Annotated in this window: 23 protein-coding genes and 2 tRNA genes; 7 read left to right on the top strand and 18 right to left on the bottom strand. The window is 62.9% G+C overall.

Annotated elements, in window-relative coordinates; genetic code table 11:
• Positions 1-33: 33 nt before the first annotated feature.
• The gene (locus tag DIE29_RS05355; RefSeq protein ID WP_108081086.1) at positions 34-777 is read left to right on the top strand and encodes a Crp/Fnr family transcriptional regulator; all 744 of its coding nucleotides are present in this window, start codon (positions 34-36) and stop codon (positions 775-777) included.
• A gap of 56 nt (positions 778-833) precedes the next feature.
• Here the strand turns inward: DIE29_RS05355 and DIE29_RS05350 are convergent, their stop codons facing one another.
• The 7 genes from DIE29_RS05350 to DIE29_RS05320 all read right to left on the bottom strand — a co-directional run bounded on the left by DIE29_RS05350 (position 834) and on the right by DIE29_RS05320 (position 7,429).
• Positions 834-2,369 carry a nitrite reductase gene (locus DIE29_RS05350; protein WP_418333301.1) on the bottom strand — a complete coding sequence of 512 codons (1,536 nt, stop codon included), beginning with the start codon at positions 2,367-2,369 and terminating at the stop codon, positions 834-836.
• 191 nt (positions 2,370-2,560) lie between these two features.
• Positions 2,561-3,781, bottom strand: a complete 1,221-nt coding sequence (nirJ, locus tag DIE29_RS05345) for a heme d1 biosynthesis radical SAM protein NirJ (protein WP_102042059.1) — start codon at positions 3,779-3,781, stop codon at positions 2,561-2,563.
• Between the two features lie 116 nt (positions 3,782-3,897).
• Positions 3,898-4,416, bottom strand: a complete 519-nt coding sequence (gene ahbB / locus DIE29_RS05340) for a siroheme decarboxylase subunit beta (RefSeq protein ID WP_114649414.1) — start codon at positions 4,414-4,416, stop codon at positions 3,898-3,900.
• Positions 4,413-4,892 (bottom strand): Lrp/AsnC family transcriptional regulator, encoded by a 480-nt coding sequence (locus tag DIE29_RS05335; protein WP_102042061.1) that lies wholly within the window; start codon positions 4,890-4,892, stop codon positions 4,413-4,415. Before DIE29_RS05335 ends, ahbB (DIE29_RS05340) begins: the two co-directional genes overlap by 4 nt.
• Positions 4,885-5,895, bottom strand: a complete 1,011-nt coding sequence (ahbB, locus tag DIE29_RS05330) for a siroheme decarboxylase subunit beta (protein ID WP_108080319.1) — start codon at positions 5,893-5,895, stop codon at positions 4,885-4,887. The genes DIE29_RS05335 and ahbB (DIE29_RS05330) overlap by 8 nt, the downstream gene beginning before the upstream one ends.
• A 2-nt stretch (positions 5,896-5,897) precedes the next feature.
• A complete protein-coding gene (locus tag DIE29_RS05325; RefSeq protein WP_102042063.1) occupies positions 5,898-7,067 on the bottom strand; it encodes a cytochrome D1 domain-containing protein in 1,170 nt (389 codons plus the stop codon).
• The gene (locus DIE29_RS05320; protein WP_102042064.1) at positions 7,064-7,429 is read right to left on the bottom strand and encodes a c-type cytochrome; all 366 of its coding nucleotides are present in this window, start codon (positions 7,427-7,429) and stop codon (positions 7,064-7,066) included. The genes DIE29_RS05325 and DIE29_RS05320 overlap by 4 nt, the downstream gene beginning before the upstream one ends.
• 189 nt (positions 7,430-7,618) lie before the next feature.
• On the opposite strand from DIE29_RS05320, the gene DIE29_RS05315 reads away from it, so the two are divergent.
• Positions 7,619-7,694: transfer RNA gene (locus DIE29_RS05315), tRNA-Thr, on the top strand.
• 142 nt (positions 7,695-7,836) lie between these two features.
• On the opposite strand, the gene DIE29_RS05310 is transcribed toward DIE29_RS05315, so the two are convergent.
• The 4 genes from DIE29_RS05310 to DIE29_RS05295 all read right to left on the bottom strand — a co-directional run bounded on the left by DIE29_RS05310 (position 7,837) and on the right by DIE29_RS05295 (position 11,494).
• A complete protein-coding gene (locus DIE29_RS05310) occupies positions 7,837-8,205 on the bottom strand; it encodes a cupredoxin domain-containing protein (protein ID WP_102042065.1) in 369 nt (122 codons plus the stop codon).
• Positions 8,202-9,074: an ethylbenzene dehydrogenase-related protein gene (locus DIE29_RS05305; RefSeq protein ID WP_102042066.1), complete on the bottom strand. Its 873-nt coding sequence runs from the start codon at positions 9,072-9,074 to the stop codon at positions 8,202-8,204. The genes DIE29_RS05310 and DIE29_RS05305 overlap by 4 nt, the downstream gene beginning before the upstream one ends.
• A 37-nt stretch (positions 9,075-9,111) precedes the next feature.
• Positions 9,112-9,723, bottom strand: coding sequence for a NapC/NirT family cytochrome c (locus tag DIE29_RS05300; RefSeq protein ID WP_102042067.1), 612 nt, complete (start codon positions 9,721-9,723; stop codon positions 9,112-9,114).
• Positions 9,724-9,814: 91 nt separating this feature from the next.
• The gene (locus tag DIE29_RS05295) at positions 9,815-11,494 is read right to left on the bottom strand and encodes a cytochrome D1 domain-containing protein (protein WP_102042068.1); all 1,680 of its coding nucleotides are present in this window, start codon (positions 11,492-11,494) and stop codon (positions 9,815-9,817) included.
• Between the two features lie 299 nt (positions 11,495-11,793).
• Here DIE29_RS05295 and cobA point away from each other — a divergent pair, with 299 nt between their 5' ends.
• On the top strand, positions 11,794-12,588 hold the full coding sequence (cobA, locus tag DIE29_RS05290; RefSeq protein ID WP_237269516.1) for a uroporphyrinogen-III C-methyltransferase: 795 nt from the start codon (positions 11,794-11,796) through the stop codon (positions 12,586-12,588).
• Here the strand turns inward: cobA and DIE29_RS05285 are convergent.
• Positions 12,577-13,767: a YbfB/YjiJ family MFS transporter gene (locus tag DIE29_RS05285; protein WP_418333290.1), complete on the bottom strand. Its 1,191-nt coding sequence runs from the start codon at positions 13,765-13,767 to the stop codon at positions 12,577-12,579. The two genes, cobA and DIE29_RS05285, sit on opposite strands and share 12 nt — an antisense overlap.
• 131 nt (positions 13,768-13,898) lie before the next feature.
• Here DIE29_RS05285 and DIE29_RS05280 point away from each other — a divergent pair, with 131 nt between their 5' ends.
• The 3 genes from DIE29_RS05280 (at position 13,899) to DIE29_RS05270 (ending at position 15,443) form a co-directional block, all read left to right on the top strand.
• On the top strand, positions 13,899-14,783 hold the full coding sequence (locus DIE29_RS05280; RefSeq protein WP_114649412.1) for a LysR family transcriptional regulator: 885 nt from the start codon (positions 13,899-13,901) through the stop codon (positions 14,781-14,783).
• Between the two features lie 81 nt (positions 14,784-14,864).
• Positions 14,865-14,941 (top strand) — tRNA-Met (locus DIE29_RS05275).
• A 22-nt stretch (positions 14,942-14,963) separates the two neighbouring features.
• Positions 14,964-15,443, top strand: coding sequence for a response regulator (locus tag DIE29_RS05270; protein ID WP_237269515.1), 480 nt, complete (start codon positions 14,964-14,966; stop codon positions 15,441-15,443).
• Here the strand turns inward: DIE29_RS05270 and DIE29_RS05265 are convergent.
• The 6 genes from DIE29_RS05265 to DIE29_RS05240 all read right to left on the bottom strand — a co-directional run bounded on the left by DIE29_RS05265 (position 15,406) and on the right by DIE29_RS05240 (position 23,983).
• Complete coding sequence (locus tag DIE29_RS05265) at positions 15,406-17,964, bottom strand: sensor histidine kinase (protein WP_114649410.1); 2,559 nt, start codon at positions 17,962-17,964, stop codon at positions 15,406-15,408. The two genes, DIE29_RS05270 and DIE29_RS05265, sit on opposite strands and share 38 nt — an antisense overlap.
• Positions 17,965-18,095: 131 nt before the next feature.
• Complete coding sequence (gene phnX, locus DIE29_RS05260) at positions 18,096-18,908, bottom strand: phosphonoacetaldehyde hydrolase (RefSeq protein ID WP_108080321.1); 813 nt, start codon at positions 18,906-18,908, stop codon at positions 18,096-18,098.
• Entirely contained in the window at positions 18,909-20,063 is a 1,155-nt protein-coding gene (locus DIE29_RS05255; protein ID WP_205409783.1) for a 2-aminoethylphosphonate--pyruvate transaminase, read from the bottom strand.
• 11 nt (positions 20,064-20,074) lie between these two features.
• Positions 20,075-21,769: a putative 2-aminoethylphosphonate ABC transporter permease subunit gene (locus tag DIE29_RS05250; RefSeq protein ID WP_102042074.1), complete on the bottom strand. Its 1,695-nt coding sequence runs from the start codon at positions 21,767-21,769 to the stop codon at positions 20,075-20,077.
• A gap of 5 nt (positions 21,770-21,774) precedes the next feature.
• A complete protein-coding gene (locus tag DIE29_RS05245) occupies positions 21,775-22,884 on the bottom strand; it encodes a putative 2-aminoethylphosphonate ABC transporter ATP-binding protein (RefSeq protein ID WP_102042075.1) in 1,110 nt (369 codons plus the stop codon).
• A gap of 67 nt (positions 22,885-22,951) precedes the next feature.
• Positions 22,952-23,983 carry a putative 2-aminoethylphosphonate ABC transporter substrate-binding protein gene (locus DIE29_RS05240; RefSeq protein ID WP_102043223.1) on the bottom strand — a complete coding sequence of 344 codons (1,032 nt, stop codon included), beginning with the start codon at positions 23,981-23,983 and terminating at the stop codon, positions 22,952-22,954.
• Positions 23,984-24,160: 177 nt separating this feature from the next.
• Between DIE29_RS05240 and DIE29_RS05235 the strand changes: the two genes are divergently transcribed.
• Complete coding sequence (locus DIE29_RS05235) at positions 24,161-24,862, top strand: FCD domain-containing protein (RefSeq protein WP_102042076.1); 702 nt, start codon at positions 24,161-24,163, stop codon at positions 24,860-24,862.
• The last annotated feature ends 45 nt before the right edge of the window (positions 24,863-24,907 follow it).

Here is a 24,907-nt window from a genome sequence, read left to right as displayed (position 1 = left end):
GCGATGAACCGGCACGACACGCCCTGCTCGATGATGTTTGTCTCCGAACACGACAAGCCGCAGCCCAATGCGCGGCCGCTCAACCCGCAGACCGAGCGCATCGCCCAGTTGCTCACCCAGGCGCCGCTGTTCAACGGCTTGGCACAAGAAGAAATTGCCCGCTTCGCTCGTGGCGTGCGCGAGCAAAAAGTGGACAAAGGCCAAGTGCTGTTCCACAAGGGCGACCCCTGCCAAGGTTTCCATCTGATTCTCAGCGGACAGATCAAACTGGCCTTCGTCTCCGTCGACGGTCACGAAAAAGTGGTGGAAATTCTCCGCGCCGGGCAGACCTTCGGCGAGGCGGTGATGTTCATGGACAAACCCTATGTGGTCATGGCCCAGGCACTGACCGACTGCGCCTTGCTGCACATTGCCAAGCAAGTGGTCTTCGAGGAAATGGCCCGCGATCCGCTGTTTTGCCGCAAGATCATTGCCGGCTTGGCCCAGCGCCTTCATCACTTGATCGCCGATCTGGAAACCTACTCGCTGCGCTCCGGGCGCGAACGCATCATCGGCTACTTGCTGCGGGAAGATGAAATGAACGGCGAAGGCACGCCCTGTGGCCCAGTATCGGTGCGCCTACCTACCAACAAGGGGACCATCGCCTCACGGCTCAACCTCACCCAGGAGCACTTTTCGCGCATCCTGCACGAGCTGATCGACAGCGGGCTGATCACCGTGGAAGGCCGCACCATCCACATCCCGGACATCTGCCGGCTGCGCAAGAGCCTGAGCTGACGCACATTCCCGGGGCACACCGAGGGCACGCCGGCTTACGCCCTATCGGGACCTCTTCAGTGGCTGGTGCCCTCTTCCCGGGTGATCTTGTTCCACACGTTGTATTTGCCTACCGGTTTTTTCATCGGCAGGCGCTTGACCTCTTGCAGGGTTTGCGCGTCATACACCACCACCGCGCCGTCATCCTCCCAGATGCTGGCCAGGGCGTAGCGGCCATCACGGGTGAATTCCACATGGGCGAGCGTGCGCCCGGGCTGGCCGGCGATCTCGCGCACCACCTCAAGGGTTTCCTTATCGATCACTTGCAGTAGATGCTTGGCCTGCGGGCTCATCATCGAATCGACGAAGGCATAGCGGCTGTTTTGGTGACTGCGCAGGAAAAAACCGGGGCCGCGAATGGGAATGCGGCGCAGCACTTGCCAGGAGTCCAGATCGATCACGGTCACCTCGGCCAGCTTGAGGTTGGTGCTGGCCATGACCCGACGACCTTGCCAGATCCAGGTAATGCCCGAGCCCAGATGCGGCATACCGTCCAGCGGCAGGTCGGCCACCTTTTTGCGCACATCCAGATTGACCACTTGGCCGCGACCTTCGCGGGAAGCACCCATCAGTTCCGAGTAGTCCTGGGTGAAGAAAAAGTCATCCAGCACGTCTTCGAGCTGGGTGCGGCGCGGATTCAGATAGCCCGGGATGAATTCACCTTCGCGCTGCTTGAAATCGTGAATGAAGCCCACCGGAATGTCTTCCACCGCGCGGGTGTAGCTGATTTCCCAGACTTCGGGCACGTCTTTGAGCGCCGCGACGAAGGACTGGCGCGGGCTGGCCTCATAGACCGCGGACACACGCGAACTGCGCCTGCCGTCGCGGTCGGTGACTTCGATGGACTTGAGCAGATTCAGGTCGCCGTCGAGCAACACCAGGGTGTGGGGCAGGTAGTTGGCCACCGCCACATGGCTGCCGTCGGGCGACACCGCGACGTTGCGGGTGTTGATGCCGGCGCGCACCTCGGCCACAACTTTCAGATTCCACAGATCGTACTTGGTGATCCAGCCATCGCGCGATCCGAAGTACACATAGCGTCCGCCCTGGGCGAACTTGGGCCCGCCATGCAGCGCGTGGCGGCTGGGGAAGCGGTGGATGGGCTCGAGACGGTCGCCGTCGAGCACCGACACATGATGGTCGCCCGCCTCCACCACCAGGAAGAGGTTGAGCGGATCGGCGTCGAACACCGGACGGTCGGCCAGGGTAGCGGGGTCCATGTGCTGGATGCGCGAGGCCCGGATGTCGGCCTCACTCCAGCGCGGCGCGGGCACCACCGGGGTGTAAATCCAGTCGATCAGGGCTGCGATCTGATCGGCCGACAGCGTCGCACCGAAAGGTGGCATCTGGGTGGCGACGCGCCCGTCGCGCACCACCTGCGCTGCGTCTGCCTTGCGCAGCCGGGAGAGGTTTTCCGGCAGCAGCGCCGGTCCCATACCGCCCAGGCGGTCGGCGCCATGGCAGGCGGCGCAATGCTGCCGGTAGTGGCTGGCGGCCCCGGCAGGGGCCGTATCGGCCGCCTGCGCGTGCGAAGGCGCAAAGGCCAGCAGCATGGCCAGCCCCAGCCAGACCAGCGCCAGCGCCAGCGCGATGACCTTACGGGCGTGCGAGGGCATCTTGGTGGATGAAGGCTCGGGTGGCGCGATATCGCGCTCGTCACTTTCTTCCACCCAGGGTTCGAGCGGGCGTGGCATGTAGTCGCTGAGCTTCTTGTAGCCGGTGTCGGGCTTGTCGTCGTTGGTCGTCATCGGGTCACCGTGTGGACGGGTTCGCGCCGCAGCGCAATGTAGGGCGTGGTGCGCACGCGCTCGCCGGCCGCGCCTTCGGCCAAGCCGATCTCCTGGTCGGTGAGATAACAGCCGGGGTCTTCAGCCCATAGGTCTCCGGTGATCTGCGCGGCGCGCACCCGTGAGCTGCCGTTGCAGATATCCAGCCAGGCACACTGGCCGCAGCGCCCGCGCAAGGCGCGCGGATGCTGGCGCAGGTCCGCGATCAGCGGGTTGGACAGATCGCTCCAGATGGCGGAAAACGGCCGCTCGCGCACATTGCCAAGCGACTCATGCCACCACATGGTGTCCGGATGTACCACGCCAAGGTTGTCGATATTGGCCACGTTCACCCCGCTGGCATTGCCACCCCATTGGCGTAGCCTGGCGGTGACACGTTCGAGATGCTGGGGGAAACGCCTTGCTACCCAGTGCATCAGGTAGATACCGTCGGCGTCGTTATTGCCGGTAACGAACTCATGCCCCAAGCCGCGCCGCTGACGGTCCAAACAGGTCTCGAACAACAGATCCATGGCCCGCCGGGTGGTCTGGTGGCGGGCGTCGTCGGCACGGTATTTGTTGCCGCGCCCAGCGTAGTTCAGATGCGAGAAATAGAACTTGTCGATGCCACAGTCCTCGATCAGGCGTAGCAGGCCGGGCAGGTCATGGGCGTTGTCCTCGGTCATGGTGTAGCGCACGCCCACCTTGAGACCGCGTTCCTGACACAAACGGATGCCGGCCAGCGAGGCGTCGAAGGCGCCGGCCATGCGCCGGAAACGGTCATGGGTGGCGCCGATGCCATCCAGGCTCACGCCCACATAATCGAAACCCACCGCGGCAATGGCGTCGATGTTGTGCTGTCCGATCAGCGTACCGTTGGTAGACAGCCCGACGTAAAAACCCATGTCCTTGGCACGCTGGCCGATCTCGAAGATGTCCGGGCGCAGCAGCGGTTCGCCGCCGGAGAGGATCAGCACCGGCACCCGGAAAGCCTTGAGATCGTCCATGACGCGGTACACCTCGTCGGTCGTCAGCTCGCCGGCGAAGTCGGTGTCCGCCGAGATCGAGTAACAGTGCTTGCAGGTGAGGTTGCAGCGCCGGATCAGGTTCCAGATCACCACCGGGCCGGGCGGGTTACGGCGCGGGCCGGGGGCGACCGGATGGTCGAGTTCGCGGATGAACTGGGAGATGCGAAACATGGACGGTCTTTTGGTAGGATCGGTTTGCCTGGCTTGGCGTCTTTGCGCGATGCAAGGTGCAATCGCCTCTGTGTCAGCATTACAACCGCCGGGTTGCCTCAGCAAAATGATCCGCATCAATCCCGCAACCGCAACCCGGTTTTTTTCAGAATGGCGGTGGAAAACAACACGTCGCTGCCGCGCAAAGCGCCCGGTACCTGGTGCGCAAGCAAGGCGCGAATCTCGTCCACATGCGCCATCACTTCCTCGCGGCTGGTGCCGTGCACCATGGCAAACAGGTTGTAAGGCCAGTCCGGCAGGCGGCGTGGACGGCGATAACAATGGGTGACAAAAGGCAGCGCGCCGACGCGCTCGCCGGCGGCATCGATGGCCGCATCGTCCACGTCCCACACGCTCATGCCGTTGGCGGTATAGCCCAGAGCGTAGTGGTTGGGTACTGCGCCGATGCGGCGGATCACGCCGCATTCGAGCATCGCGGCCAGCCGGCGGCGTACCTCACCCTCGTCGATGCCCAACCGCGCGGCAATCGCCTCGTAGGGCTTGGGCAGCAGCGGCAGCCCTCCCTGGGTGGCGCGTATCAGGCTGCGGTCGATGTCGTCCAGCACAACGGGGGCACGGGTCTCGCCGGCGCTCATCTGGCCTCCAGTTTCATGCCGACGAAGTACTCGCGCTCCTTGGGGAACAGATGCACCGCCAGTCCGGTATCGCGCTCGATCTCTTGCGCGCAGCGGCCAATCCCTTCGGGCGTCTCGGTGGCCAGCACGAACCACATGTTCAGGCGGTGTTCGCGGCGGTAGTTGTGCGCCACCTCCGGGCGCATATTGACTTGAGCCACCACTTGCGCCCATCGGGCCTCAGGTACTTCCATGGCCGCAAGGCAAAAGGCACCACCGGCGCGCTCGATCTGGAACATGGGCCCGAAGCGGGTCAGCACGCGGTCGGCGAGCAGACGACGCAGGCGGCGAATGACCTCCTCCTCGCCAAGCCCCAGGCGCTCGGCGACCACACCATAGGGGCGGCGGGTAAGCGGGAAGCCGCCTTGCAGGCTGTTGATCAGGCGGCGGTCAATGTCGTCGATCGGCTCGCGCGGCGCAGGCAGTCCTTCAGACATAGGTCGACTCCGGGTCGGGCAGGTAACAGGCCCCGCGTTGCTTGAAGCGGCGGCGGCTGAACAGCACCTCGTGCGGCCATTGGTCGAGCCCGAGGCGCTCGGCGATGCCCGCGCGGGTGGCCAGCACCTGGTCGCGGGCCTTGCCGTGGATCATGCAGAACAGGTTGTAGCGCCACTGCGGCAGCGCGCGGCGACGGCGGTAGCACAGCGTGACCTGCGCCTCGCCGCCGAGCAAGCGGCCGATCTCGCCCACCTTGTCGTCCGGCACGTCCCACACGCACATGGCGTTGGCGGTGTAGCCGAGCTCATGATGGCGCACCACCACACCGAAGCGCTGCAGTAGACCGCAAACCAGCCATTCATCGATGAAGGCGCACACCAGCGCGCCGGAGAGCTCCATCCGCTCACCCAGCACCGCATAGGGCCGCGGCACGATAGGCAGGCCGCGCTGCAGGGCCTGCAGCAGACCCTGCTCGATGCCCGGCAGCGCACACGGCGGACTGCCGGCCAGGCGAGCGGGCCGCGGCTCGCGGCGGCCGGAGCGGTAGGCGGAAATGCCGCACAGGTCGAAACCGAGGTCGATGTGATAGGCCTCGACCATGGGCAGCACCACCGGCTGCAGGCCGGTGTCGGTGGCAACCGCCGCCACTGCCGCATCCAGCGCGGCGTCGCTGGCCGCGGTGAGCACAAACCACAGGTTGAAATGGTGTTCGCGCTCGTAATTGTGATTGACCTCTGGTCGTCCATTGACCCGTGCAGCCACCTCGGCCAAGCGCTCGGACGGCACGGCCAGCGCGGCCAGCGCGCTGGCGCCCACCCGGCGCGGTGCCACCACCGGGCCGATACGGCTCACCAGCCCTTCGGCTTGCCAGAGGCGAAAAGCGTCGAGCACCTCGTCCTCGCTCAGCCCCACTACGCGGCCGAGTTCGGCAAAAGGCCGATCGACCAGCGGAAAGCGGTGCTGCCATTCGTTGAGCAGGCGCAGGCGCCGGGCCTCGTCCATAGTCAGAATCCGATGCGCGCTGCGCGGCTGGTAAAGAAGATGCCGCTGGGGTGCGCGGCCGGCAGTTCGGCGAGCGTGCGGCGGCTGTCGGTATCGACCACCACCACCTTGTTGTCGTCGCGCGCAGACAGCCACACCGCCTCGCCGCGCGGGGTGAACTCCATGTGCAGCACCGCACGCCCCGGGGTGAGGGTGTCGATCACCGCCTTGGATTCAGTGTCGATGACCTGCACCGTGCCGTTGTCGGGAAAGGCGAAATTCACCCACACCTGACGACCATCCGGGCGCGCCATGACAAAGACCGGTTGGCTATGCACCGGAATGCGGGCAACTTGCTGCCAGGTCCGGGTATCGACCACCAGCACCTCGTGGCGACCGATGGCCGGCAAGTAGGCGTGGCCGCCGGCCACCGCCCAGCCGCGCAAATGCGGCATCTTGTACACCGGCAGCGGCGCCTCGCCCTTGCCATAACCGGCAAGAATTTTTCTCACACCGCGCTCAGGATGCCATGTATCGAGCAGCGCCAAGCCATCCTCACCGAACAGGCCGGCAATGAAGTAGCGTCCGTCCGGGGTCACCAGTCCGTCGTAAGGTTGTCTGCCGGCAGGGTAGCGTTGAGTCTTGGGATTGCGCGGGTCGGACAGATCGGTGACCCAAATTTCATCGGCGTCGAACAGCGCATAGGCAAAACGCTGGCCGGGCAGGTCGGCCAGACCGACCACCTTGGAGCGCTGGCCGGGGGCGTACTCGGCGGGCACCTCGGAGAGCAGCTCCAGGGTGTCGGCGTCGAACACCTTGAGCCCGCCCGGCTGGTAGTTCTGCGCCACCACCAGGCGGCCGTCTTGCGAGATCGAACCGCCGATGGCGTTGCCGGCCTGCACCACGCGACGCTCAATGCGCCCGCGCAACAGGTCGACCTTGGTCAGCCCGCCATCGCGGCCGAACACGTAGCCGTAGCGCCCGTCGCGCGAATAGGTGACATGGGCGTGCGACAAATCGCCCAGACCGGAGACGGTAGCTAAGCGCTCGCGGCTGGTGTGCGAGACCACCGCTACCCGACCGCTGGAGCGTTCGATGACCAGGCCCAAATCGCCGGTGCCACGTAAGGGCGGCGTGGCCGCACAGCCGGCGAGCAACAAGGCGGCGGAGGCGGCAAGTAGCAGGCGCTTCATTGTCCGGCTCCGTCGGTCGGGAAGCCGGCGGCCAGGGCACGCACGATCCACTCGGCTTCGGCCTCGTCCATGAAGCGCGACCAGCCGGGCATGGCAGTGCCGGGGCGACCGTTCATGACCGTCGCCACCATGGAATCCAGCGGCTTGTCGGCCAGCGTGTCCGGCAGCAGTGCCGGACCCAGCCCACCGGACAGGGTGAGCCCATGACAGGCGCCGCAGTCCTGGCGGACCATACTGACCAGCTCGCGCTGTCGCTCGAGCTTCGGGGCCGGCTGCGGATCGGCGGCAGCGGCCGCATAGGCGGCCACGAAAGCGGTGCCAAGCAGAACCGCCAGATGCAGGACGATAGGGGGAAGTCTCATCACACAAACCCCGATGCGTTGAAGGTGCTGGGTAAGATGAACCGGACAGCGGCCAAAAACCTTGACCCGCATCAACACGCCGGAACCGCTGGCTGCGCCGCCCGCCTCCAGCACGGCTTTTGCCAGCGGCCGCGCACACCAAACAATGCAGGCAGCACCGGCCCGTACTTGGGCTATAATCCGCCCCGCGCCGGCATAGCTCAGCTGGTAGAGCAGCTGATTTGTAATCAGAAGGTCGTGGGTTCGATTCCTACTGTCGGCACCAAAATCAAGCACTCAGGCCAACTCAAGGTTGGCCTGAGTGCTTTTTGACGCAGCGACTGTGCCGGTGCCCGGCGGTGGGTCGGTGACGCGCCACTGCCGTGGCGGTGCGCTCGTCCAGGCTGCTCAATGCCTTGCCGTGCGCTCTATTCGGTCACCACGACCTTGCCGGACATCTCCGGGTGCGGACCACAGTGGTAAGTGTACTGCCCGGTTTTTTCGAAGGTGTAAGACCAACGCTCGCCGGGGAAAAAGCGCTCGGATTCCTCGCCGCTGGCATCGAACACCACCGAGTGGCTGGTGCGCTTTTCGTTGTTGATCCAGGTGACCGTATCGCCTCGTCGAATTTCCAATACCGCCGGTTGGAATTTATAGTCGGCAATGCTGACTTCATGCTCGGCCGCCAAGGCGCCGGGTGCGCCCAGCGCTAGCGCCAGCGCGCACGCGGCGGCCAGCGGCCGGACCAGCACACTGACTGCCGTCCGGCGCGGCCACGGTGGAAGGCGATCGATCATTGCTTGAGCGCAGTAATGTCGGCCTTGGCGTCGATGCCGAGCTTGTAACCCAAAGAGACGTGATGGAAGCGGCCGGCGGCGTGATCGTCATGAATGGCAAAGCCGAAGTTGTAGATCTTGCCTGCGGCCAGCGTCACGTCGCCCTCGCCACCGGCGAATTTGCGCGCGAACACCACTGACCAGGTGTCGCCGTCGAGCTTGCCCTCGGCAGCGACCAAGGCTTTGCCGCCTTCCATCACACGGCTGTCGGCCACATGGCCGTCAAAGCCTTTCTTTTCACCACTGCGCCACTGCACCAGGTCATAGAACACACCACCGGCGAGCGAGCCGTCCTTGACGTACTTTTTCTTACTGTCGGCCGCGCCCGGCATGGTGCGGGAGTCGGCATGACAGCTTGCCCAGCAGCCGCCCTGGTCGGCCATCGTCACCTTGCCCTGGTCGAGCATGACGGCAATCTTCATCGGGTTTTTGTCGTCCATCTTGGCCGCGCCGGAAGCCTTGGGCTGCTTCCAGGAAAAGCGCAGGTACAGGGTGTCGCCATCGTGGGCGGCCTGCACCTTGACCGGGATGAAGCCGGCCTTGCCGGCAATCGGCTCAGGTTCGATTTTCTGCCCGCTGGCGATGAGCTGCCCCATCTTGGCGGTTTCGTCGCTGTGGCAATCGGCACAGGTGTCGCCCTTTTTCAGCGCGCGCGCGCCGCCGTGCTCGGTACCCTTGGTGACCCACTCCAGGGGTGACACCCCCGGATAGAACAGCGTGATCTCGGTGGCGGCAACCTTGCTCCAGTCGGCCGGCGGGGCCGCATGGACGGGGCCAAAGCCGAAAGCGCACACCATGCCGAGCGCGCCGGCGATCGTCGTTTTTTTCATCTCGAATCTCCCGTAGAACGGGGCCAAGGCCCCGGGTTCACTCTTCGTCTTCTTCGGTCATGCCCTGGGGCTTGTGGTGCGCAATGCCCTTGTGGCAGTCGATGCAGGTCATGCGGTCTTCGCGCGCCATCTCATGCTGGCGGGCCGCGCGTTTTTTCTGCGCCTCGGTATTCATGCTCTCGAAGCTGTGGCAGTTACGGCACTCGCGGGAATCCACCGCTTTCATCCGTGCCCATTCGCGCCGTGCCAAGGTCAAACGTTTGGCTTCGAACTTCTCGCGCGTATCGATGGTTCCGGTGATCTTGCCCCACAGCTCGCGCGAAGCCTGGATCTTGCGGATGACCTTGTGCGTCCAGTCCTTTGGCACATGGCAATCGGCGCACACCGCCCGCACCCCGGTGCGGTTGGAGTAGTGGATGGTTTCCTTGTACTCCTGATAGACGTTGTCATACATCTCATGGCAGGAGATACAGAATTTCTCCGTGTTGGTGGCTTCCATCGCCGTGTTGAATCCGCCCCAGAACAGGACGCCGACGATGAAACCGGTCAGCAACAACCCACCGAGAGAATATTTCACGCTGGGCTGACGCAACCGGGTAAACAACCCACCGGACTGGCCGGCGCGTGCTTTGTCGTTTTGTTCGGTCATGTCTTCATTTCCCACGAGTGGCAATCGATACGGCTGACGCACCCGCCGCCGCGGTGTTCTGCAGACGACGGGTGCGGGCCGACGGAGGCGCTCAGTAAATGTCGAACTGGGTGTTGAAGACGTTGAACTTGCCGGTCGGCGTTACGATGCTGGGATCGGTAATCACCTTCTTGAGCTTGAGCGTCTTGTCGTCATAGACGACGATGGCGGACTGGTCTTTCTTGCCACCCCAAAGCGAAATCCACACTTCCGAACCATCCTGGCTGTACTCCGGATGAACGGCGCGACGAATCGCGGTGGTCATCGGCAGGCCGGAATCCTTGGCCACGTCAACACGGCGGGGTTCCTTGGACAGATCATTGAGATCGAATACGTACACCGATTCGGCGATTTCGCGCTCTGGGTTCATCGGCGCATCGGCCCACAGGTTCTGGGATTTCGGATGCGTCTTGACAAACAGGTTGCCCGCACCCGGCATCTTCAGTTCCTGCACCACTTTCCAGTTGTATTCCTTGAACTTGGCGTTTTTCTTGTCTTCCGAGGGCGTGGAGATCAGCGATACCACGTCGGCCCCCAGATGGCCGGTGGCCCATACCGGACCAAATTGCTTGTGGGTAAAGTTCGCGCCCCGGCCCGGATGCGGAATCTTCGCGGTGTCGACCAAGGCGGCGAGCTTGCCGGTCTTGGTGTCGACCGCAGCTACTTTGTTGGAGGCATTGGCCGCCACCATGAAGTAGCGCTTGGAAGCATCCCAGCCGCCGTCGTGCAGGAACTTGGCCGAATCGATCTGAGTGATCTTGAGGTTTTCAATGTCGGTGTAGTCGACCAGCAGTATCATGCCGGTTTCCTTGACGTTGATCACCCACTCGGGCTTGATGTGCGAGGACACGATCGAGGCCACGCGCGGTTCTGGGTGGTATTCGCCATCCACGGTCATGCCGCGGGTGGACACGATCTTGAGCGGCTTGAGGGTCTCGCCGTCCATGATCGAAAACTGGGGCGGCCAATAGGTGCCGCCAACCAGGTATTTGTCTTCGTAACCCTTGAACTTAGAGGTATCCACCGAGCGGGCATCCGAACCCATACGAATGGTGGCCACGGTCTTGGGCTTTTCGTACCACAGGTCGATCAGCGTCACCAAACCATCGCGCCCAACGGTATAGACATACCGGCCGGAAGCCGACAGCCGAGAAATATGCACCGCGTAGCCGGTGTCGAGCACATCCCAAATCTGTTTGGTGTCGCCGTCGATCAGCGCCAGTTTGCCGGTATCGCGCAAGGTGACCGCAAAAACGTTCTTCAGATTGATTTTGCTCAACTGCTTCTTGGGACGCTCTTCGACCGGAACGATTAGCTTCCAGCTGTTTTCCATGTCCTTGAGCGAAAACTCGGGCGGTACATCCGGGGTGTGTTGAATGTAACGCGCCATCAGATTAATTTCTTCCTTGGTCAGGATATCGTCATAGTTGACCATGCCGCCGTCGGTGCCGTAGGCAATGATCTTTTCCAGACGCTCAGTACCAAGCTTCAAAGTGCCGCCTTCCATTTTTGTTCCGTCGGCCAGGGTCTTGGTCCAATGCGGCTCGAGGTTCTTGCCTGTCGCACCTTTGCGCAGCACACCGTGGCAGCCGGCACAGCGCTCGAAATAGATCTGCTTGGCTTGCGCGCGCTCTTGATCGGTCAGCGGTGGCGCATCGGTCGCAAAAGCGTTGCTTATTGCCATCGGCAGCGTTGCCAGCGCCATGGCACTCATCAAACCTTTGAATCGCATGGTGGGTCTCCCTACAAATCGCCAGAGTTGGCCTCTATCAGCCAGAGCGGACTTTGTTCCCCCACGAAAAATGCGTCTTTAACTTGTGTCAATTTCAGCAACGCACCCGCGCTGCTAGAGTCCGTACCGAGCTTTCGGCAAGAGGAACGACCATGAATGCCCGGCCCCCCAGCAGCGCCACCTGCCTCTGGACCGACAGCAGGATGCAAACCGATCGGCCTTCCGTCTCACTGGCAAGCGGGAAATTCGATACCCGCGGGCTAGCCCCAACTGCGACGGGCGCCACAGTAGCAGCGAGCATGGACGACTCCCGCGGTGCCGCCCGCCCCGCACGCGCCGGGAAGGTCAGTCTGGTCGGTGCGGGTCCGGGCGATGCCGAACTGCTGACCGTGCGTGCCGTGCGTCGAATCGCCCAAGCCGATGCGATCGTCTATGATCACTTGGTTGGCGACGGCATCCTCGAACTTGCAAGCCCTGACGCCTTACGGATCTATGCCGGTAAAGAAGCGGGCATGCACGCGCTGCCCCAGACGGAAATCAACCGGCTCCTGATCGAGCTGGCCCAGCAGGGGCGCAAAGTCGTGCGGCTCAAGGGCGGCGACCCGTTCATTTTTGGGCGTGGCGGCGAAGAAATGCAGGCGCTCATCGAGGCGGGCATCGACTGTGAAGTCGTGCCCGGTGTCACCGCGGCCTCGGGCATGGCCGCCTGTACCGGCATCCCTCTCACCCACCGAGACTGTGCGCAGACCCTGGTGTTTACTACCGGTCACCTCAAAGACGGCACCGTGAATCTCGACTGGACGACGCTCGCCCGGCCGCACCAAACCGTGGTGATTTACATGGGCCTGGGCGCGTTAGAGATCATCTGCAGCAAGCTGATCGCCCACGGCCTGCCCGCGGACACGCCCGCTGCGGTCGTGCATGCGGCCAGCACCCCGCGCCAGCGCATGGTGAGCGCACCGGTGGGCAAGCTCGCCGACGCGGTGCGCACCGCCGGCCTGCGCACCCCGTCTTTGATTGTCATCGGCAAGGTGGTGGAGATCGCCCGCATCCTGCAACCGCTCTTGCGGGGCGAATGGTCGCTAGCAACCTGAACCCGAGGTCGGGCCGCAGGCTACGCCGGGCGCGCCTTCCCGACCTTCGATGAACTTGAGTGCAATCAGCAGCAGGGTGCCAACCCCCATCACACCGGCGGCCAGGTACAGCCCGGCGGCATAGCCGCCCAGCGAAGCCGCCAACCAGCCGGTAACCGCCGGACCGATGATTTGCGCCGCACCGTAAGAGACGGTCATTTTGCCCATCATTTTTGCCGGTCGCGTGGGGTAATAACGCCCCGCCATGGTGAGCACCAGACTCACCATGCCGATGAAGGTGCCGCCAAACAACAGCGCACCGGCCAGCGCACCGCCCAATCCGCCGGAGAGCGGCAGCAAAATGCCGACGATCTGCAGCACGGCAGCCAGGATCAACGCGTTGAGTTCGCCAGTGCGCCGGGCGATCAAGTCCCACACAATGCAGGCAGGCGCCGCGGCCAGGCCGATCGCCAGAAAGGTCCACGTGCCCTGCCCGGCCAGGCCCGGCAGGCGGTCAACGATAGCGACGATGAACGTGGCGCTGACCACGTAACCCACCCCGGCGCAAAAATAAGCCGCCATGAACAGACGCAGAAACAGCGTGCTGGGCGGATTGTCGCGCATCATCTGACCGGACTTGGTATAGGGGCTGGGATCGGGCGCTGGCAGCCAGGCCAGCGCTGGCACCAGCAGCACACAGCCAATGGCGGTAAACACAAACCATTGTCCACGCCAATCCAGCCAAGGATTCATCACAGCCACCGCCGCGGCGCAACCGGCGATGCCCAGACCGATGCCGGCAAAGTGAATACCCAGTTCGCTACGATGGTTGTGACGAATCAGCCAATTCAGAATCAAACCGGTGCCCAGCAACATTGCCGCTGCGCTGGACAGCCCGGCCACGAAGCGTGACAGTGCCCACACCAAAAGATCGGTACTCAAACCCATGACCAGCGTGCTCAACACCGCCACCACCATGCCGATGCGGTAAAGACGGTCTTTGAGCACCAGATCGCCGATCGACGCGGCAATCAAGGCACCCAAGAGGTAGCCAGCATAATTGAGCGCGGCCAACCAGCCCGCCTCGGCCAAGCCCAGCCCGGCCTGCGCCTGCATCAGCGGCAAAAGCGGCGTATAGGCAAAACGTGCGACCCCCAGCGCCAGAATGAGGCTGAAAATGCCCGCGCCGAGCACCTTCATGCGTTGTCTGTCTCCGTCCACCTTGTTTTTATCCTCCGGGTTTTGGTGCAAGTGTCGACACCATAGGGGGAAATCACATATCTTCTCAAGCGATTTGTTTAGAACGATTCCATCTCCTATAGAGATAAATCATGGAACTCCTCGCCCTGCGCACCTTTGTCGCCGTGGCGGACGCGGGCGGCATCCTTGCTGCTTCCGGCCAGCTCAACACGGTGCAGTCCAATGTCACCAACCGCATCCGTCGCCTGGAAGGGGAGTTGGGAACCGAACTGTTCTACCGCGCTGGTCGGGGCGTTGCGCTCACCCCCGCCGGACGGGTACTGCTCGACTACGCGCGCCAGTTGCTGGCACTGGAAAGGCAAGCCACCCAGGCGGTCAGGCAGGCAGGTGAGGCAGTCGGCGATGTACGCATCGGTGCCATGGAAACCTTCACCGCCTTGCATTTGCCGGCAGCACTGCGCGACTTGCGCGCCCGCTATCCGGAACTGAACGTGCGGGTATATACCGACACCAGCGCCGCGCTCATCGACAAAGTACTGGCGCACAAACTCGACTGCGCTTTCGTGGCCGGACCGGTCAACCACCCTGACCTGAGTTTTGATCAAGTGCTGCTCGAAGAACTAGTACATGTAGCCGTACCCGGTACCGACCCGGCGCGCGCGCCGCTGATCCTTTTTCGTGAAGGCTGCGCCTACCGAGCCCGCGCGCTGGCCTGGCAGCGCAGCATCGGCCACCCGCTCAACGAGGTGATGGAATTCGGCACTCTTGAAGGCATCTTGGGTTGCGTCTCGGTCGGCTTGGGCTGGACCTTGATCCCCCGGCGCGTGATCGAACAATCCGCGCACGCCACCGCTTTGCAAATCACCCCCTTACCGGCAGACATCGCCCGGGTGCCCACCGGCATGATCCGGCCCAAAAACCAGCCGCCGATGCGGGTATTGCAGACCCTGGCCGAAACTCTCACCGCGCGCGGCCAACGCGCCACCGACCAAGGTCGAACCGCTTGCCGGCCCTAGATATGCTCAGCATGATCCAACACATGCCGTAAAATTTTCTTGACACAGATTTTGGGTCTGGCTATAGTTTTCTTTCTCCGACGCGGGGTGGAGCAGTCTGGCAGCTCGTCGGGCTCATAACCCGAAGGTCGCAGGTTCAAATCCTGCCCCCGCAACCAAAATACCAAAGCAAAAAGCCGATTGCCGAAAAGCAATCGGCTTTTTGCTTTGATGCGCCAATCGCACGGGTTTTTCGGTTCAGGGGCTCGCGCCGGTTCTGCTATAACTACGTCGTTTGCAAAGCCCCGTTATTCTCCCGGTTTAGTCATGAAGCGTGTGCTCATCGTCGACGATAATGAAATCAACCGCCGCCTTGCCGTGGCGTTGCTCAAAAAACGCGGCTGGGAGACCGAAGAAACGGAAAGTGGCGGCGCGGCTTTGGCGCGTCTGGCGGCTGCGTCGTTTGACTGCGTGCTGCTCGACATTAGCATGCCGGGCATGGATGGCGAGGAGGTTTGCCGACGAATCCGGGCCAATCCGGCGCTTGCCGGCCTACGGGTGATCGCTTACACCGCGCACGCGATGGCAAGCGAGAAAACGCGCATCCTACAGGCCGGCTTTGACGACATTCTGGTCAAGCCGATTACGTCGAGCTCCCTGGCTGCGGTTTTTCCGGCATGACCAGCGGCACCCAAAACTCAAAGTAACTGCCCTGCCGCGGTGCGGATTCTAACCGCACCGCGCCGCCCATCAGCGCCACGACTTCCCGCACCAGAGCCAATCCCAAACCGCTGCCGCCATGTTCGCGGGTCGAGAATGCGGATGCCTGACGAAAGCGCTCGAAGATCACCTCTTGTAATGCCGGCTCGATCCCCGGACCGGTATCGCGCACCCCAACCACCAAGCGGCCGTCTTGTGCCCGCGCGGAGAATACGATGCCGCCTTCACGGGTGAACTTCACCGCATTGCCGAGCAGATTGTTGATCACTTGACGCAGCCGGGTGGGATCGCCAATGCAGGTGTCGGGCAAATCGGGCGAAAACTCGACCGACAAGGTCAGCCCTTTCTGACGCGCAGACTGCCCGTGCAAATCGGCCAGTTGCTGCAATAGCGGCCTGAGGGCGAATGGGGTCGCGGCCAGATTCATCTGACCGGCCTCGATCTTGGCAAGGTCAAGGATGTCATTGACCAGTGCGAGCAAATGCTGGCCGCTGTGGTAGATGATCTCGGCCTGTTCGCGAATGTCATCGCTGGGTGCATCGGCGCGGATCAATTCGGCAAAGCCCAAAATGCCATTGAGCGGCGTGCGCAACTCATGCGACATGCTGGCGACGAAATCGCTTTTCATGCGGCTGTTGTCCTCGGCCTGGCGGCGGGCCTCGTCGAGCCGCTTGAACGATTCGCTGACACTGTCGGCCATTTTGTTCAGCGCCTCATTCAGGCGGCCTAATTCATCCTTGCCTCCCTGCGGGAAACGGTAGTCGAAATCACCCGCTTCGATCCGGGTCAGGCCGGCGGTCATATCGGTCACCCGTCGCGTCAGCATCGAGGCCAGCCATATCGCGATGCCGATGACCAGCACCACCATCACCAGGGTCGATGCGCTCAGACTAATGGCCGTGCGCGCCATCGCGCCTTCGATGAGTGCCTGCAAGACGGCCTGCTCACGCTTGACCCGCTCGCTGAACGCCTCCACTTTGTGCCCAATGAGCCGCGCAGTGTTGCGCGCCGGTTCGTGGAAATCATCGACGTTGGCACCGATGGTGACATAACCGAAACCTCGGGGCGTGTCGGCATACTGTCCGGTGTAATACGGGATGGCCGCTGCGGTGGTCAGTTTCCACACGCCGGACCAAAGGATCAGGAAAGAGCCGGAGCCGCCATGCTGGGTCAGATCGTGCCAGCCCTGACATTGCGGGGCAAAGTTCAGATACCGGCATTCGAGCCCCAGCAGCCCGGCGCGGGTCAGCTCCGCCGCGGGTTTCTTTTCGCGGCTCTGGGCATCGAAGGGCTTGACCGTGTCCAGAAAGGCTCGCAATGGCAGCGCGCTGCGCTGCCAAGCGTCGTAGAGCCCTTGCTCCAGCCACGGCACCGCACGCTCGCCGGTTTGCGGATCGAAGCCGACGATAGAGTGGTGCCGGGGATGGGCAATGTTGCGATCCAGATGGTCCCATATAAACGCGTAATTGCCGTTGGCAGCGTCGGCAATGGCGCTGTAGCGCTCGGCAGTGGGCAGCAGATGGTCGGTAAAACTCATTAAATGGGTGTGGTCCAGAGCCAGCGTCACATAGCCGATGATGTGGCCATCACGGGTCACCGGCGTCGCCCATCGCACGATGCCCTGGAAGCGCTTGCCGAGCGGGTTTTCCCGCCCCGCGTAGGCTTCCTTTTCCGGTTCGAAGGCAATGCCCAGGCTGCGCGCTCTTTCCGGCGTAAGCGTGCCGATGATGCGCGAGGGCACATAGGGTCCGATCACTTCCGATACATAGATTTGACCCGGTTTGAGCTTGCGCAAGGCTTGAAAATAGGTCTCTGCCTTGCACCAGGTGTTGGCCGGGTCGGAGACGTCGCGCAGGTCGGCAGGTAATACGCCGGTTTGCGACACCTTCAGGCGCTCCCGGCCATCCAAACCCACGAAGGTGATCTCGTGGTAAAGCGGGGTCTCCACCGTGCGTAGCACCCGCTCGGGCGGACGGTAATGGAAAGACTGCCGGTTTTCTGCATTGCCCGGCGCCACCGCTGCATCGGCCGCGCGGACGGTCGCTTTCTGCACCCATGCGGTGCCATCTGGCGAAAGCCCCCACTCGCCCTGATCGACCAGCTTGCGAAAGCGGTTGGCCACGAAAAGCCGGTAGTTTTCCTCGCTTGGCGCCAATTGGGCCGCTAGCAGCACATCGCGGTCGCGGTCATACAAAAAATCTGCAATCGCGCGCGCGGTATCGGTGGTCAGCCGTTCGAGTTCCTCCCGCGCCCGCTCGTCGAGCGCAGCCATCGACTCCTGGGCAAAGGTATCACCCATATCGGCCACGGCTTTGCGCACCTGCTCGGCCAGCGTCGAAATCCGCTCCGCCAGTCCACCGCCCAGTTGGCTAACCCCCTCCCAGGCCAGCAGCGCCAAAAGAATCAGCGGTACGACCTTGATGACGACAAACAGCAACAGAAGCTTGGCCCGGATACCCAGTCCATCGAACTTGATGCGCATGCGGCGTCCCCACCCTCCTACGAGGCATCGCCGTGGGCGGGCCTCTGTCTTGATCTGGCTGGGGGATGATACAGCCAGTCAGTACAGCCCGCGCGCCCGTCCGGCCGGGTGCCTGTCGAAGGCCGGCGCTTTCAGGGCCGCTCGCCTGCCGCCAAGCGCTGTTCGATGCGTGCCAGCGCCGGCAGCAGATCAGCCACCGTATCGATCAGCTCATGCGCACCGGCTGCTCGCAGCTGCGCGCCTACCTGCGCACGCATGCGCGCCTGCGCTTGCGGCAAGGCCGCGCGAAAATCTTGCAACGTCCAACCGGCCGGGCTGCCCGATAGCGTCACTCCCACCGTCCACATGCCCGCATTGCGCCCTTCGGCAATGCCCGGCGCCGTGTCATCCACTTTGACGCAATGCGACACTGCGCCAATGGCCAGATTCTGCACGCATTGCAGGGCCATCCACGGACCGGGGCGCGAGCCGGCGGGCAAATCGTCGGCGCACACCACACAGTCGGGTGCATACCCGTTCGCAGCGGCGAGCTGGCACAGCTTTTCCATCACCTGCCGCGGATAGCCGGTGGTGGAGCCGATCTTGAGCCCGCGCCGGCGTAAGTTGTCGACCACCTCCAGCGCACCGGGAATGAGATCCGCATGCGCCGCCACACGCTCGGCCTGTAGCGGCAGAAACGTTTGGTAGATGTGATCGATGTCCTCATTGCTCATCGCACGACCGAACTGCGCGCGCCAGCGCTGAGCGATTTGCGGATCGCGCCCCAGCGCTTCGATGTGCTGCCATTTTCCCAGCCCCATCGGCGCACGCGCCTCCTCCAAGCTCAGCTCAAAGCCAAAAGCGAGTCGGAAAGCGTCGACAAAAATCTGCGTGGGCGCAAAAGAGCCAAAATCCACAATCGTGCCGGCCCAGTCGAAAATGACCGCTTCCAGTTTTGCCTGCATTCAGACGCGCTCCTGAGTGACCGCCACAGGGTTGGCATGCGCGGACACGATACCCATGTCCCGCAACGTGGCACCGACCGCATGCACCACTTTCTCGATATCGGCTGGCGTCAGCGCTCCGATGCAGCCAATCCGGAAGGTTTCGACCTGGGTCAGTTTGCCAGGGTAAATGATGAAGCCGCGCGAGCGTACGCCGTCATAGAACCTTTTGAAGTCATAAGCCGGGTGCGCAGGGGCATGAAACGTTACGATCACCGGCGCCTGCACGCATTCATCCAAAAACGGACGCAAACCCAGGGCCTGCATGCCGGCACGCAAAGCCATGCAATTGGCCGCATAGCGCGCATGGCGGGCGGCAACCCCGCCTTCTTCGCGGTGCTGGGCCAGCGCCTGATGCAGCGCGGCCACCACTTGGGTAGGCGGGGTGAATCGCCATTGGGTGGTCCGCTGCAGATACACCCACTGATCGTAAAGATCCATGGCCAGTGAATGCGCGTTGCCGGCCGATGCCTCGAGGGCTTGGCGGCGCGCAATGACGAAACCCATGCCGGGCACGCCCTCCAGGCATTTGCCTGAAGCGGCGATCAGGGCGTCGAAAGGCATGCGCTGCGCATCGATCTCGATGGCGCCGAACGAACTCATCGCATCCACGATCAGCGCGCGCCCTTGTCGGGCCACTGCCGCGGCGATGTCCGGCAAGGGGTTGAGGATGCCGGTGCCGGTTTCGCAATGGACCTGGGCCACATGGGTAATGGCCGGATCGGCCGTCAGCGCGGCCTCGATCGCCGCCGGATCGGCAGGGCGGTCCTCGGGTATCGTCAGCTCAACCGCCTGGCGTCCCAAATAGGTCAGTATCTTCAGAATGCGCGCGCAATATGCGCCATTGTTGGGCACCAATACTTTGCCTTGACGCGGCACCAGGGTGCCCAGCGCCGCCTCCACCGCAAAAGTGCCCGAGCCTTGCAGGGGCACGCACACATGGGTGGCGGCGGCGTTGGCCAGAGCGACGATGTGCTCGCACAGCTCGCCGGTCATGCGGTTGAACGCCGCGTCCCAGGAGCCCCAGTCGTGCAACATGGCTTGTTTGGTGCGTAGCGAAGTGGTGAGCGGCCCTGGCGTGAGCAACAGCGGATCGCGGTCAAGTAAGTACATCATGACTCCAAGATTCAACGTTTCGGGTTTCGCCAGGCTTGATGCCGGCGCAGTAGAAAACGGCCCGCCAGCGCATGCAGCGAACTGACCAACGCGGTGGTCAGCACGATCAACGTGGCCATGGCGGCGGCCGGGCCGATTTCGCCGGCCTCATCCAGATTGAGAATGGAGACTGCGGCCGGAAGCGTATGCGGGGCGTAGAGGAAAACCAGTGCCGACACCGTGGTCATGGCATTGACGAACAGGTAACGGGCAATCTCCAGCACCGCCGGCAGACATACCGGCAGGGTGACCCGCCAGAAGGTGACCAACAGCGGAACTTTGAGCGAGGCGGACACCGCCTCGAATTCCCGGTCGATGCTTTTGAGCGCGGTCACCGCGGTCAAGTGGCAGGCGGTGTAGTAATGCACGATGTTGGCGATGACCATGATCGCCAGGGTGTGATACAGACCGCCGAGCGGATTGCTTGGGTGATTGAAGAACAGAATGTAACCAATACCCAACACCAACCCAGGCACGCCCATCGGGAGCGCGGCCAACGCCCGTACCACCGGCCGCAGACCGGGCACTGCGCCCGGTGTTTTCTCCAAAAGATAGGCGGTGATGAAGATGAAAGGGGTGCCACACAGCGCGGTCAGCAAGGCAATCCGCAGGCTGTTCAGATAGGCGTCGAGCACACCCGCCTCGGCCAGCCCAAAGGTGTAATGCCGCAGGCTCAGTTCCAGGTTGTAGGGCCAGAATGTGACCACTGAGCTATAGGCCGCCATCCCCAGCACACCGAGCATCGCCAGCGCGAGTGCCGCCACATAGACCAACAGCGGCAAGTCACGCCGCCAATCCGGACGCGGCACATAGGGCACGGCGCGGGCGGTCAGGCTGGCCTGCTGACGGCGCTGCGCATAGCCGTCGACAAAAAAAGCAAGCAGCGCCGGCGCCAGCAACAGCAGCGCCACCACCGCACCGCGGCCAAAATCGTGCATACCGACCACCTGGACATAAACCTCCACCGCCAGGACCGGATAATTGCCGCCGATTACCTTGGGAATGCCGAATTCACTGACCGAGTAGGCAAACACCACCATCGCGGCACTGATCAAGCCGTATTTGGCGCCCGGCAGGGTCACGGTCAGGAACCTGCGCCTGCGTGAAGCCGAAAGCGCATCGGCAGCTTCGAACAAACGTGCATCGGCGTTGGCCAGCGCCACCACCAGGATCATCAGTGCATGCGGAAAACTTGCATAGACCGTGGCCATGACGATGCCCAGCGGCCCATAGACCGACGTCTCACCCAGCCAGGACTTGAGCACACCCTGGGTGCCGAACCACTGGATAAAGGCAATGGCCCCCACCAAGGATGGCCCCAGCAAGGCCGACAACCCGATGATCCGCCACACTCCGCGCAGCGGCAGACAGGCGCGCTCGAGCGCATAGGCATACAAAAAGGCAAGCGGCACGGTGATGGCGGTGACCGCTGCGGCAATCCAGACCGTGTTCCAGACCGCGCGCCCCATCCCCGGTGTGGCGGCAAACTCGGCAAAACGGGTCAGGCTGAGGGCACCTGAGTCGTCCCGCAGGCTGCTCACCAGTAGGGCGGCGAGCGGAAACAGCAAGAAAACGCACAGGGCAGCGGCCGCCAGCAGAAGCAACCCACCCGACACCGGCGCACCGGCCCCTATGCCTTGGATGCGCGCGGCCAAAATAGCAGCCATCGCCCTCACCGCGTCGCCCCCGCCTCAGCGCCCGCGCCCCGGTGAGCCGCCTCAACATCCGGCATCCGGTATAGATGCTCGGGCGGAATCGCTATGCGCAAAGTGGCGCCCGGTTTGAGCGGCCGCCCGGCCAGATAATTGTTCGAAAACTGGGCGACCAAGGGTGCAGCCTGCCCGAGATTGGCCCGCAAGCTCACCAGCGAATACGGTCCCAGAAACTCCTGCTTGAGCACATGCGCGTAAAAACTGTTTTCGCGCTGATCCAACACATCCAACAGACAGATGTCTTCGGGCCGCACATAGAACCGATAGCGCCGCTGCGCCTGCAAGGTTTGCGCACAGCGCAGCACATGATCGCCAAGCTGGATATGCTGGCTGCCCAAGGCATCGGCTTCCAACAGGTTGCCTCGGCCAATGAAATCGGCCACGAAATCATTGCCCGGCGCACGGTAGATGGTCTGCGGATCGCCAATCTGTTGGATGCGACCGGCCTGCATCACCACCACCCGGTCGGCCATGGCGAGCGCTTCTTCCTGGTCGTGAGTGACCATCAGCGTGGTCACCCCCAGACGCCTTTGCAGTTGGCGAAGCTCGCCACGCAGGCGGACGCGCTCGATGGCATCGAGCGCCGACAAAGGTTCATCGAGCAACAGTAGATCGGGCGAAGTAGCCAGCGCACGAGCCAATGCCACGCGTTGCTGCTGCCCGCCGGATAGCTGCGCCGGGTATTTCCGTTCGATGCCCGGCAGGCCGACCAGCTCCAGCATTTCCGCCACCCGTTGGTGCATCCGGGCGCGCTCGACGCGACGGCTTTTCAGTCCGTAGGCAATGTTTTGCGCAACCGTCAGATTGGGAAACAGCGCGTATGACTGAAACACGATGCCGTAGTCGCGCTGGGCCGCGGGCAAGCGGGAGATGTCGCGCCCGCCATGTACGATGCGTCCGCTGTCCTGATGGTCCAGACCGGCGATGGCCCGCAGCAGCGTGGTCTTGCCGCACCCGGAAGGGCCGAGCAACACCACGAATTCGCCACGTTCCACCGACAAATCGATGCCGTCCAGGGCGAGGAAGTGGCCGTAACGTTTGGTCAAGCGGAAAATGTCCAGATGCGCCATGTTGGGTATTGCACGCAGCAATATGGCCGGGCGCACCGCACCCGGCCGCCATGCTGCGCGCAGTGGGTTATTTCTTGGGTTCGGATTTGTTGGCGTAGCGCTTTTGCCACTCGGCCAGAATCGCCTCGCGGTGCTGGCCCATCCACTCGAAGTCGTTTTTGACCAGACGCTGCGGGTAGTCTTCCGGGATATGCTTCAAGCGGCTGGCAATGCCCGGAATGGCCACCACCGCAAAATTCTTCGCATACAACTCGTTGGCCTCGCGCGAAGACGCCCAATCGGCGAGCTTCTTGGCCGCTTCCAGACGCGGCGTGCCTTTGACGATGGCAATGGCCTCGACATCCCAGCCGATGCCCTCTTTCGGGAAGACGATGTCGATCGGCGCACCCTTCTCACGCATGGCGTTGGCACGATATTCAAAAGAAATGCCCACCGGGAATTCCCCGGCGCCCGCCATCACACACGGCTTGGAGCCAGAATGGGTATAGACCGCTACGTTTTCATGCAGCTTGTCCATGAACGCCCAGCCCTCTTGCTCACCGAAGATCTGCAACCACGCGGTCACATCCAGAAAACCCGTGCCGGACGAGTTCGGATTGGGCATCACCACCTTGCCCTTGAACTCGGGCCTGAGCAGATCCTTCCAGCTCTCGATCGGCGGCAGATTGTGCTTTTCCCGCTCCGGCACGTTGTAGCAGATCGCCGCGCCCCAAACGTCCATGCCGACCCAGCTTGGCGGATTGGCAGCGGAGCGAAAGCGCGGCTCGATGGCATCCAGATTGGCCGGGGCATAGGGCTGGAGCATGCCTGCGCGGTCGAACACCACCATGCTGGAGGCGGCCACCCCCATGATCACATCGGCCACCGGTTTGTCTTTTTCGGCCAGCAGCTTGGCGGTGATGATGCCGGTGGAGTCGCGCGTCCATTTGATCTCGATATCCGGATGCGACTTGTTGAAAGCTTCTTGGTAAGCCTTCAACTGATCGGTTTCGAGCGCGGTGTACACATTGAGGACAGTCTTTTCTGCATGGGCGGGCAGCGCTGCCACCAGGGCGACGCTGCCAGCGACGATGAGTTTCGCAAGGCGTTTCAGATGCATGTCGAACTCCATGAGTGGTGAAGAAATCGGCGCCGGAGTACGCCGACGATGTCATCGAACAGTCATTGCCTGGGGCTAGACTGGGCCAGTGTAGGCCCGACATATTGCAGATTGTTGACAATCTACAATCCAATCTTCTGCGCTATACTGGCCGCCACGCATAACCTGTCTCGATCCATGCCCGCCTTGCTTGACACCCCCACGGACACCGCGCTTGCGCTGGTTCAACGCACCTCCCTCACCCGCCTGGTCGCCGAAGCGCTGGAACGGCTCATTCTTTCCGGCGAGCTGGCCCCTGGCGTCAAACTCAATGAAACAGCCCTGGCCGACCGTCTGGGCGTCTCACGCGGCCCATTGCGCGAAGCCTTTCGCACGCTGGAGGAATACGGCCTAATCCGACAGGAGAAAAACCGCGGTGCCTTCGTGCGGGTGATTGCCCTGGCTGAAGCCGCCGACATCTACGAGGTGCGCGCCGGACTCGACGCCACCGCCGGCCGCCTGCTGGCCACGCGCATCACTGCCGAACAACTGGATCGGCTAGGTGCGCTGGTCGCAGCCATGCGGGCGGCAGCCGACACCAATGACATCGAGCGCTTTCATGCGCTCAACCTGAATTTTCACGACCACATCATCGAGATGACCGGCAACCGCACCCTGATCGACACCTACCGCCGACTGGTCAAACAACTCACCCTGTTTCGTCGGCGCAACCTGCTCGCCCCGCGGGCGATTCCGCATTTCGCCGAAGAACATGGCGCCATCGTCGATTTACTCACCCACCGGGATGCAGAGGGCTGTGCAAAGGCACTATTCGATCACGCCCAGGGCGGCCGGGCGCGCATGCTGATGGACGGCGAACTTGCGGACACCGGGCAATGAGCGCCCGAAACCATCGCCGCAAGGCCGTCTTGCCGGGACGATGCC

It is taken from the genome of Pseudothauera hydrothermalis (genome assembly GCF_003345255.1).
GTDB classification, from domain to species: Bacteria; Pseudomonadota; Gammaproteobacteria; order Burkholderiales; family Rhodocyclaceae; genus Pseudothauera; species Pseudothauera hydrothermalis.
The sequence above is the reverse complement of the archived record's forward strand: the minus strand, read 5'-3'. Positions and strand labels throughout refer to the sequence as shown.

What these genes read in the sequence shown, in the direction of transcription:
- DIE29_RS05300 (WP_102042067.1), bottom strand. Translation starts at nt 9,723, where the DNA reads ATGACCGAACAAAACGACAAAGCACGCGCCGGCCAGTCCGGTGGGTTG.
- nirJ (WP_102042059.1), bottom strand. Translation starts at nt 3,781, where the DNA reads ATGTTTCGCATCTCCCAGTTCATCCGCGAACTCGACCATCCGGTCGCC.
- DIE29_RS05325 (WP_102042063.1), bottom strand. Translation starts at nt 7,067, where the DNA reads ATGAAGCGCCTGCTACTTGCCGCCTCCGCCGCCTTGTTGCTCGCCGGC.
- ahbB (WP_108080319.1), bottom strand. Translation starts at nt 5,895, where the DNA reads ATGGACGAGGCCCGGCGCCTGCGCCTGCTCAACGAATGGCAGCACCGC.
- DIE29_RS05305 (WP_102042066.1), bottom strand. Translation starts at nt 9,074, where the DNA reads ATGAAAAAAACGACGATCGCCGGCGCGCTCGGCATGGTGTGCGCTTTC.
- DIE29_RS05245 (WP_102042075.1), bottom strand. Translation starts at nt 22,884, where the DNA reads ATGGCGCATCTGGACATTTTCCGCTTGACCAAACGTTACGGCCACTTC.
- DIE29_RS05295 (WP_102042068.1), bottom strand. Translation starts at nt 11,494, where the DNA reads ATGCGATTCAAAGGTTTGATGAGTGCCATGGCGCTGGCAACGCTGCCG.
- DIE29_RS05235 (WP_102042076.1), top strand. Translation starts at nt 24,161, where the DNA reads ATGCCCGCCTTGCTTGACACCCCCACGGACACCGCGCTTGCGCTGGTT.
- DIE29_RS05255 (WP_205409783.1), bottom strand. Translation starts at nt 20,063, where the DNA reads ATGATGTACTTACTTGACCGCGATCCGCTGTTGCTCACGCCAGGGCCG.
- DIE29_RS05335 (WP_102042061.1), bottom strand. Translation starts at nt 4,892, where the DNA reads ATGTCTGAAGGACTGCCTGCGCCGCGCGAGCCGATCGACGACATTGAC.
- DIE29_RS05310 (WP_102042065.1), bottom strand. Translation starts at nt 8,205, where the DNA reads ATGATCGATCGCCTTCCACCGTGGCCGCGCCGGACGGCAGTCAGTGTG.
- DIE29_RS05265 (WP_114649410.1), bottom strand. Translation starts at nt 17,964, where the DNA reads ATGCGCATCAAGTTCGATGGACTGGGTATCCGGGCCAAGCTTCTGTTG.
- DIE29_RS05285 (WP_418333290.1), bottom strand. Translation starts at nt 13,767, where the DNA reads ATGAAGGTGCTCGGCGCGGGCATTTTCAGCCTCATTCTGGCGCTGGGG.
- DIE29_RS05320 (WP_102042064.1), bottom strand. Translation starts at nt 7,429, where the DNA reads ATGAGACTTCCCCCTATCGTCCTGCATCTGGCGGTTCTGCTTGGCACC.
- DIE29_RS05350 (WP_418333301.1), bottom strand. Translation starts at nt 2,369, where the DNA reads ATGCTGCTGGCCTTTGCGCCTTCGCACGCGCAGGCGGCCGATACGGCC.
- DIE29_RS05250 (WP_102042074.1), bottom strand. Translation starts at nt 21,769, where the DNA reads ATGGCTGCTATTTTGGCCGCGCGCATCCAAGGCATAGGGGCCGGTGCG.
- DIE29_RS05280 (WP_114649412.1), top strand. Translation starts at nt 13,899, where the DNA reads ATGGAACTCCTCGCCCTGCGCACCTTTGTCGCCGTGGCGGACGCGGGC.
- cobA (WP_237269516.1), top strand. Translation starts at nt 11,794, where the DNA reads ATGGACGACTCCCGCGGTGCCGCCCGCCCCGCACGCGCCGGGAAGGTC.
- DIE29_RS05240 (WP_102043223.1), bottom strand. Translation starts at nt 23,983, where the DNA reads ATGCATCTGAAACGCCTTGCGAAACTCATCGTCGCTGGCAGCGTCGCC.
- DIE29_RS05355 (WP_108081086.1), top strand. Translation starts at nt 34, where the DNA reads ATGTTTGTCTCCGAACACGACAAGCCGCAGCCCAATGCGCGGCCGCTC.
- ahbB (WP_114649414.1), bottom strand. Translation starts at nt 4,416, where the DNA reads ATGAGCGCCGGCGAGACCCGTGCCCCCGTTGTGCTGGACGACATCGAC.
- phnX (WP_108080321.1), bottom strand. Translation starts at nt 18,908, where the DNA reads ATGCAGGCAAAACTGGAAGCGGTCATTTTCGACTGGGCCGGCACGATT.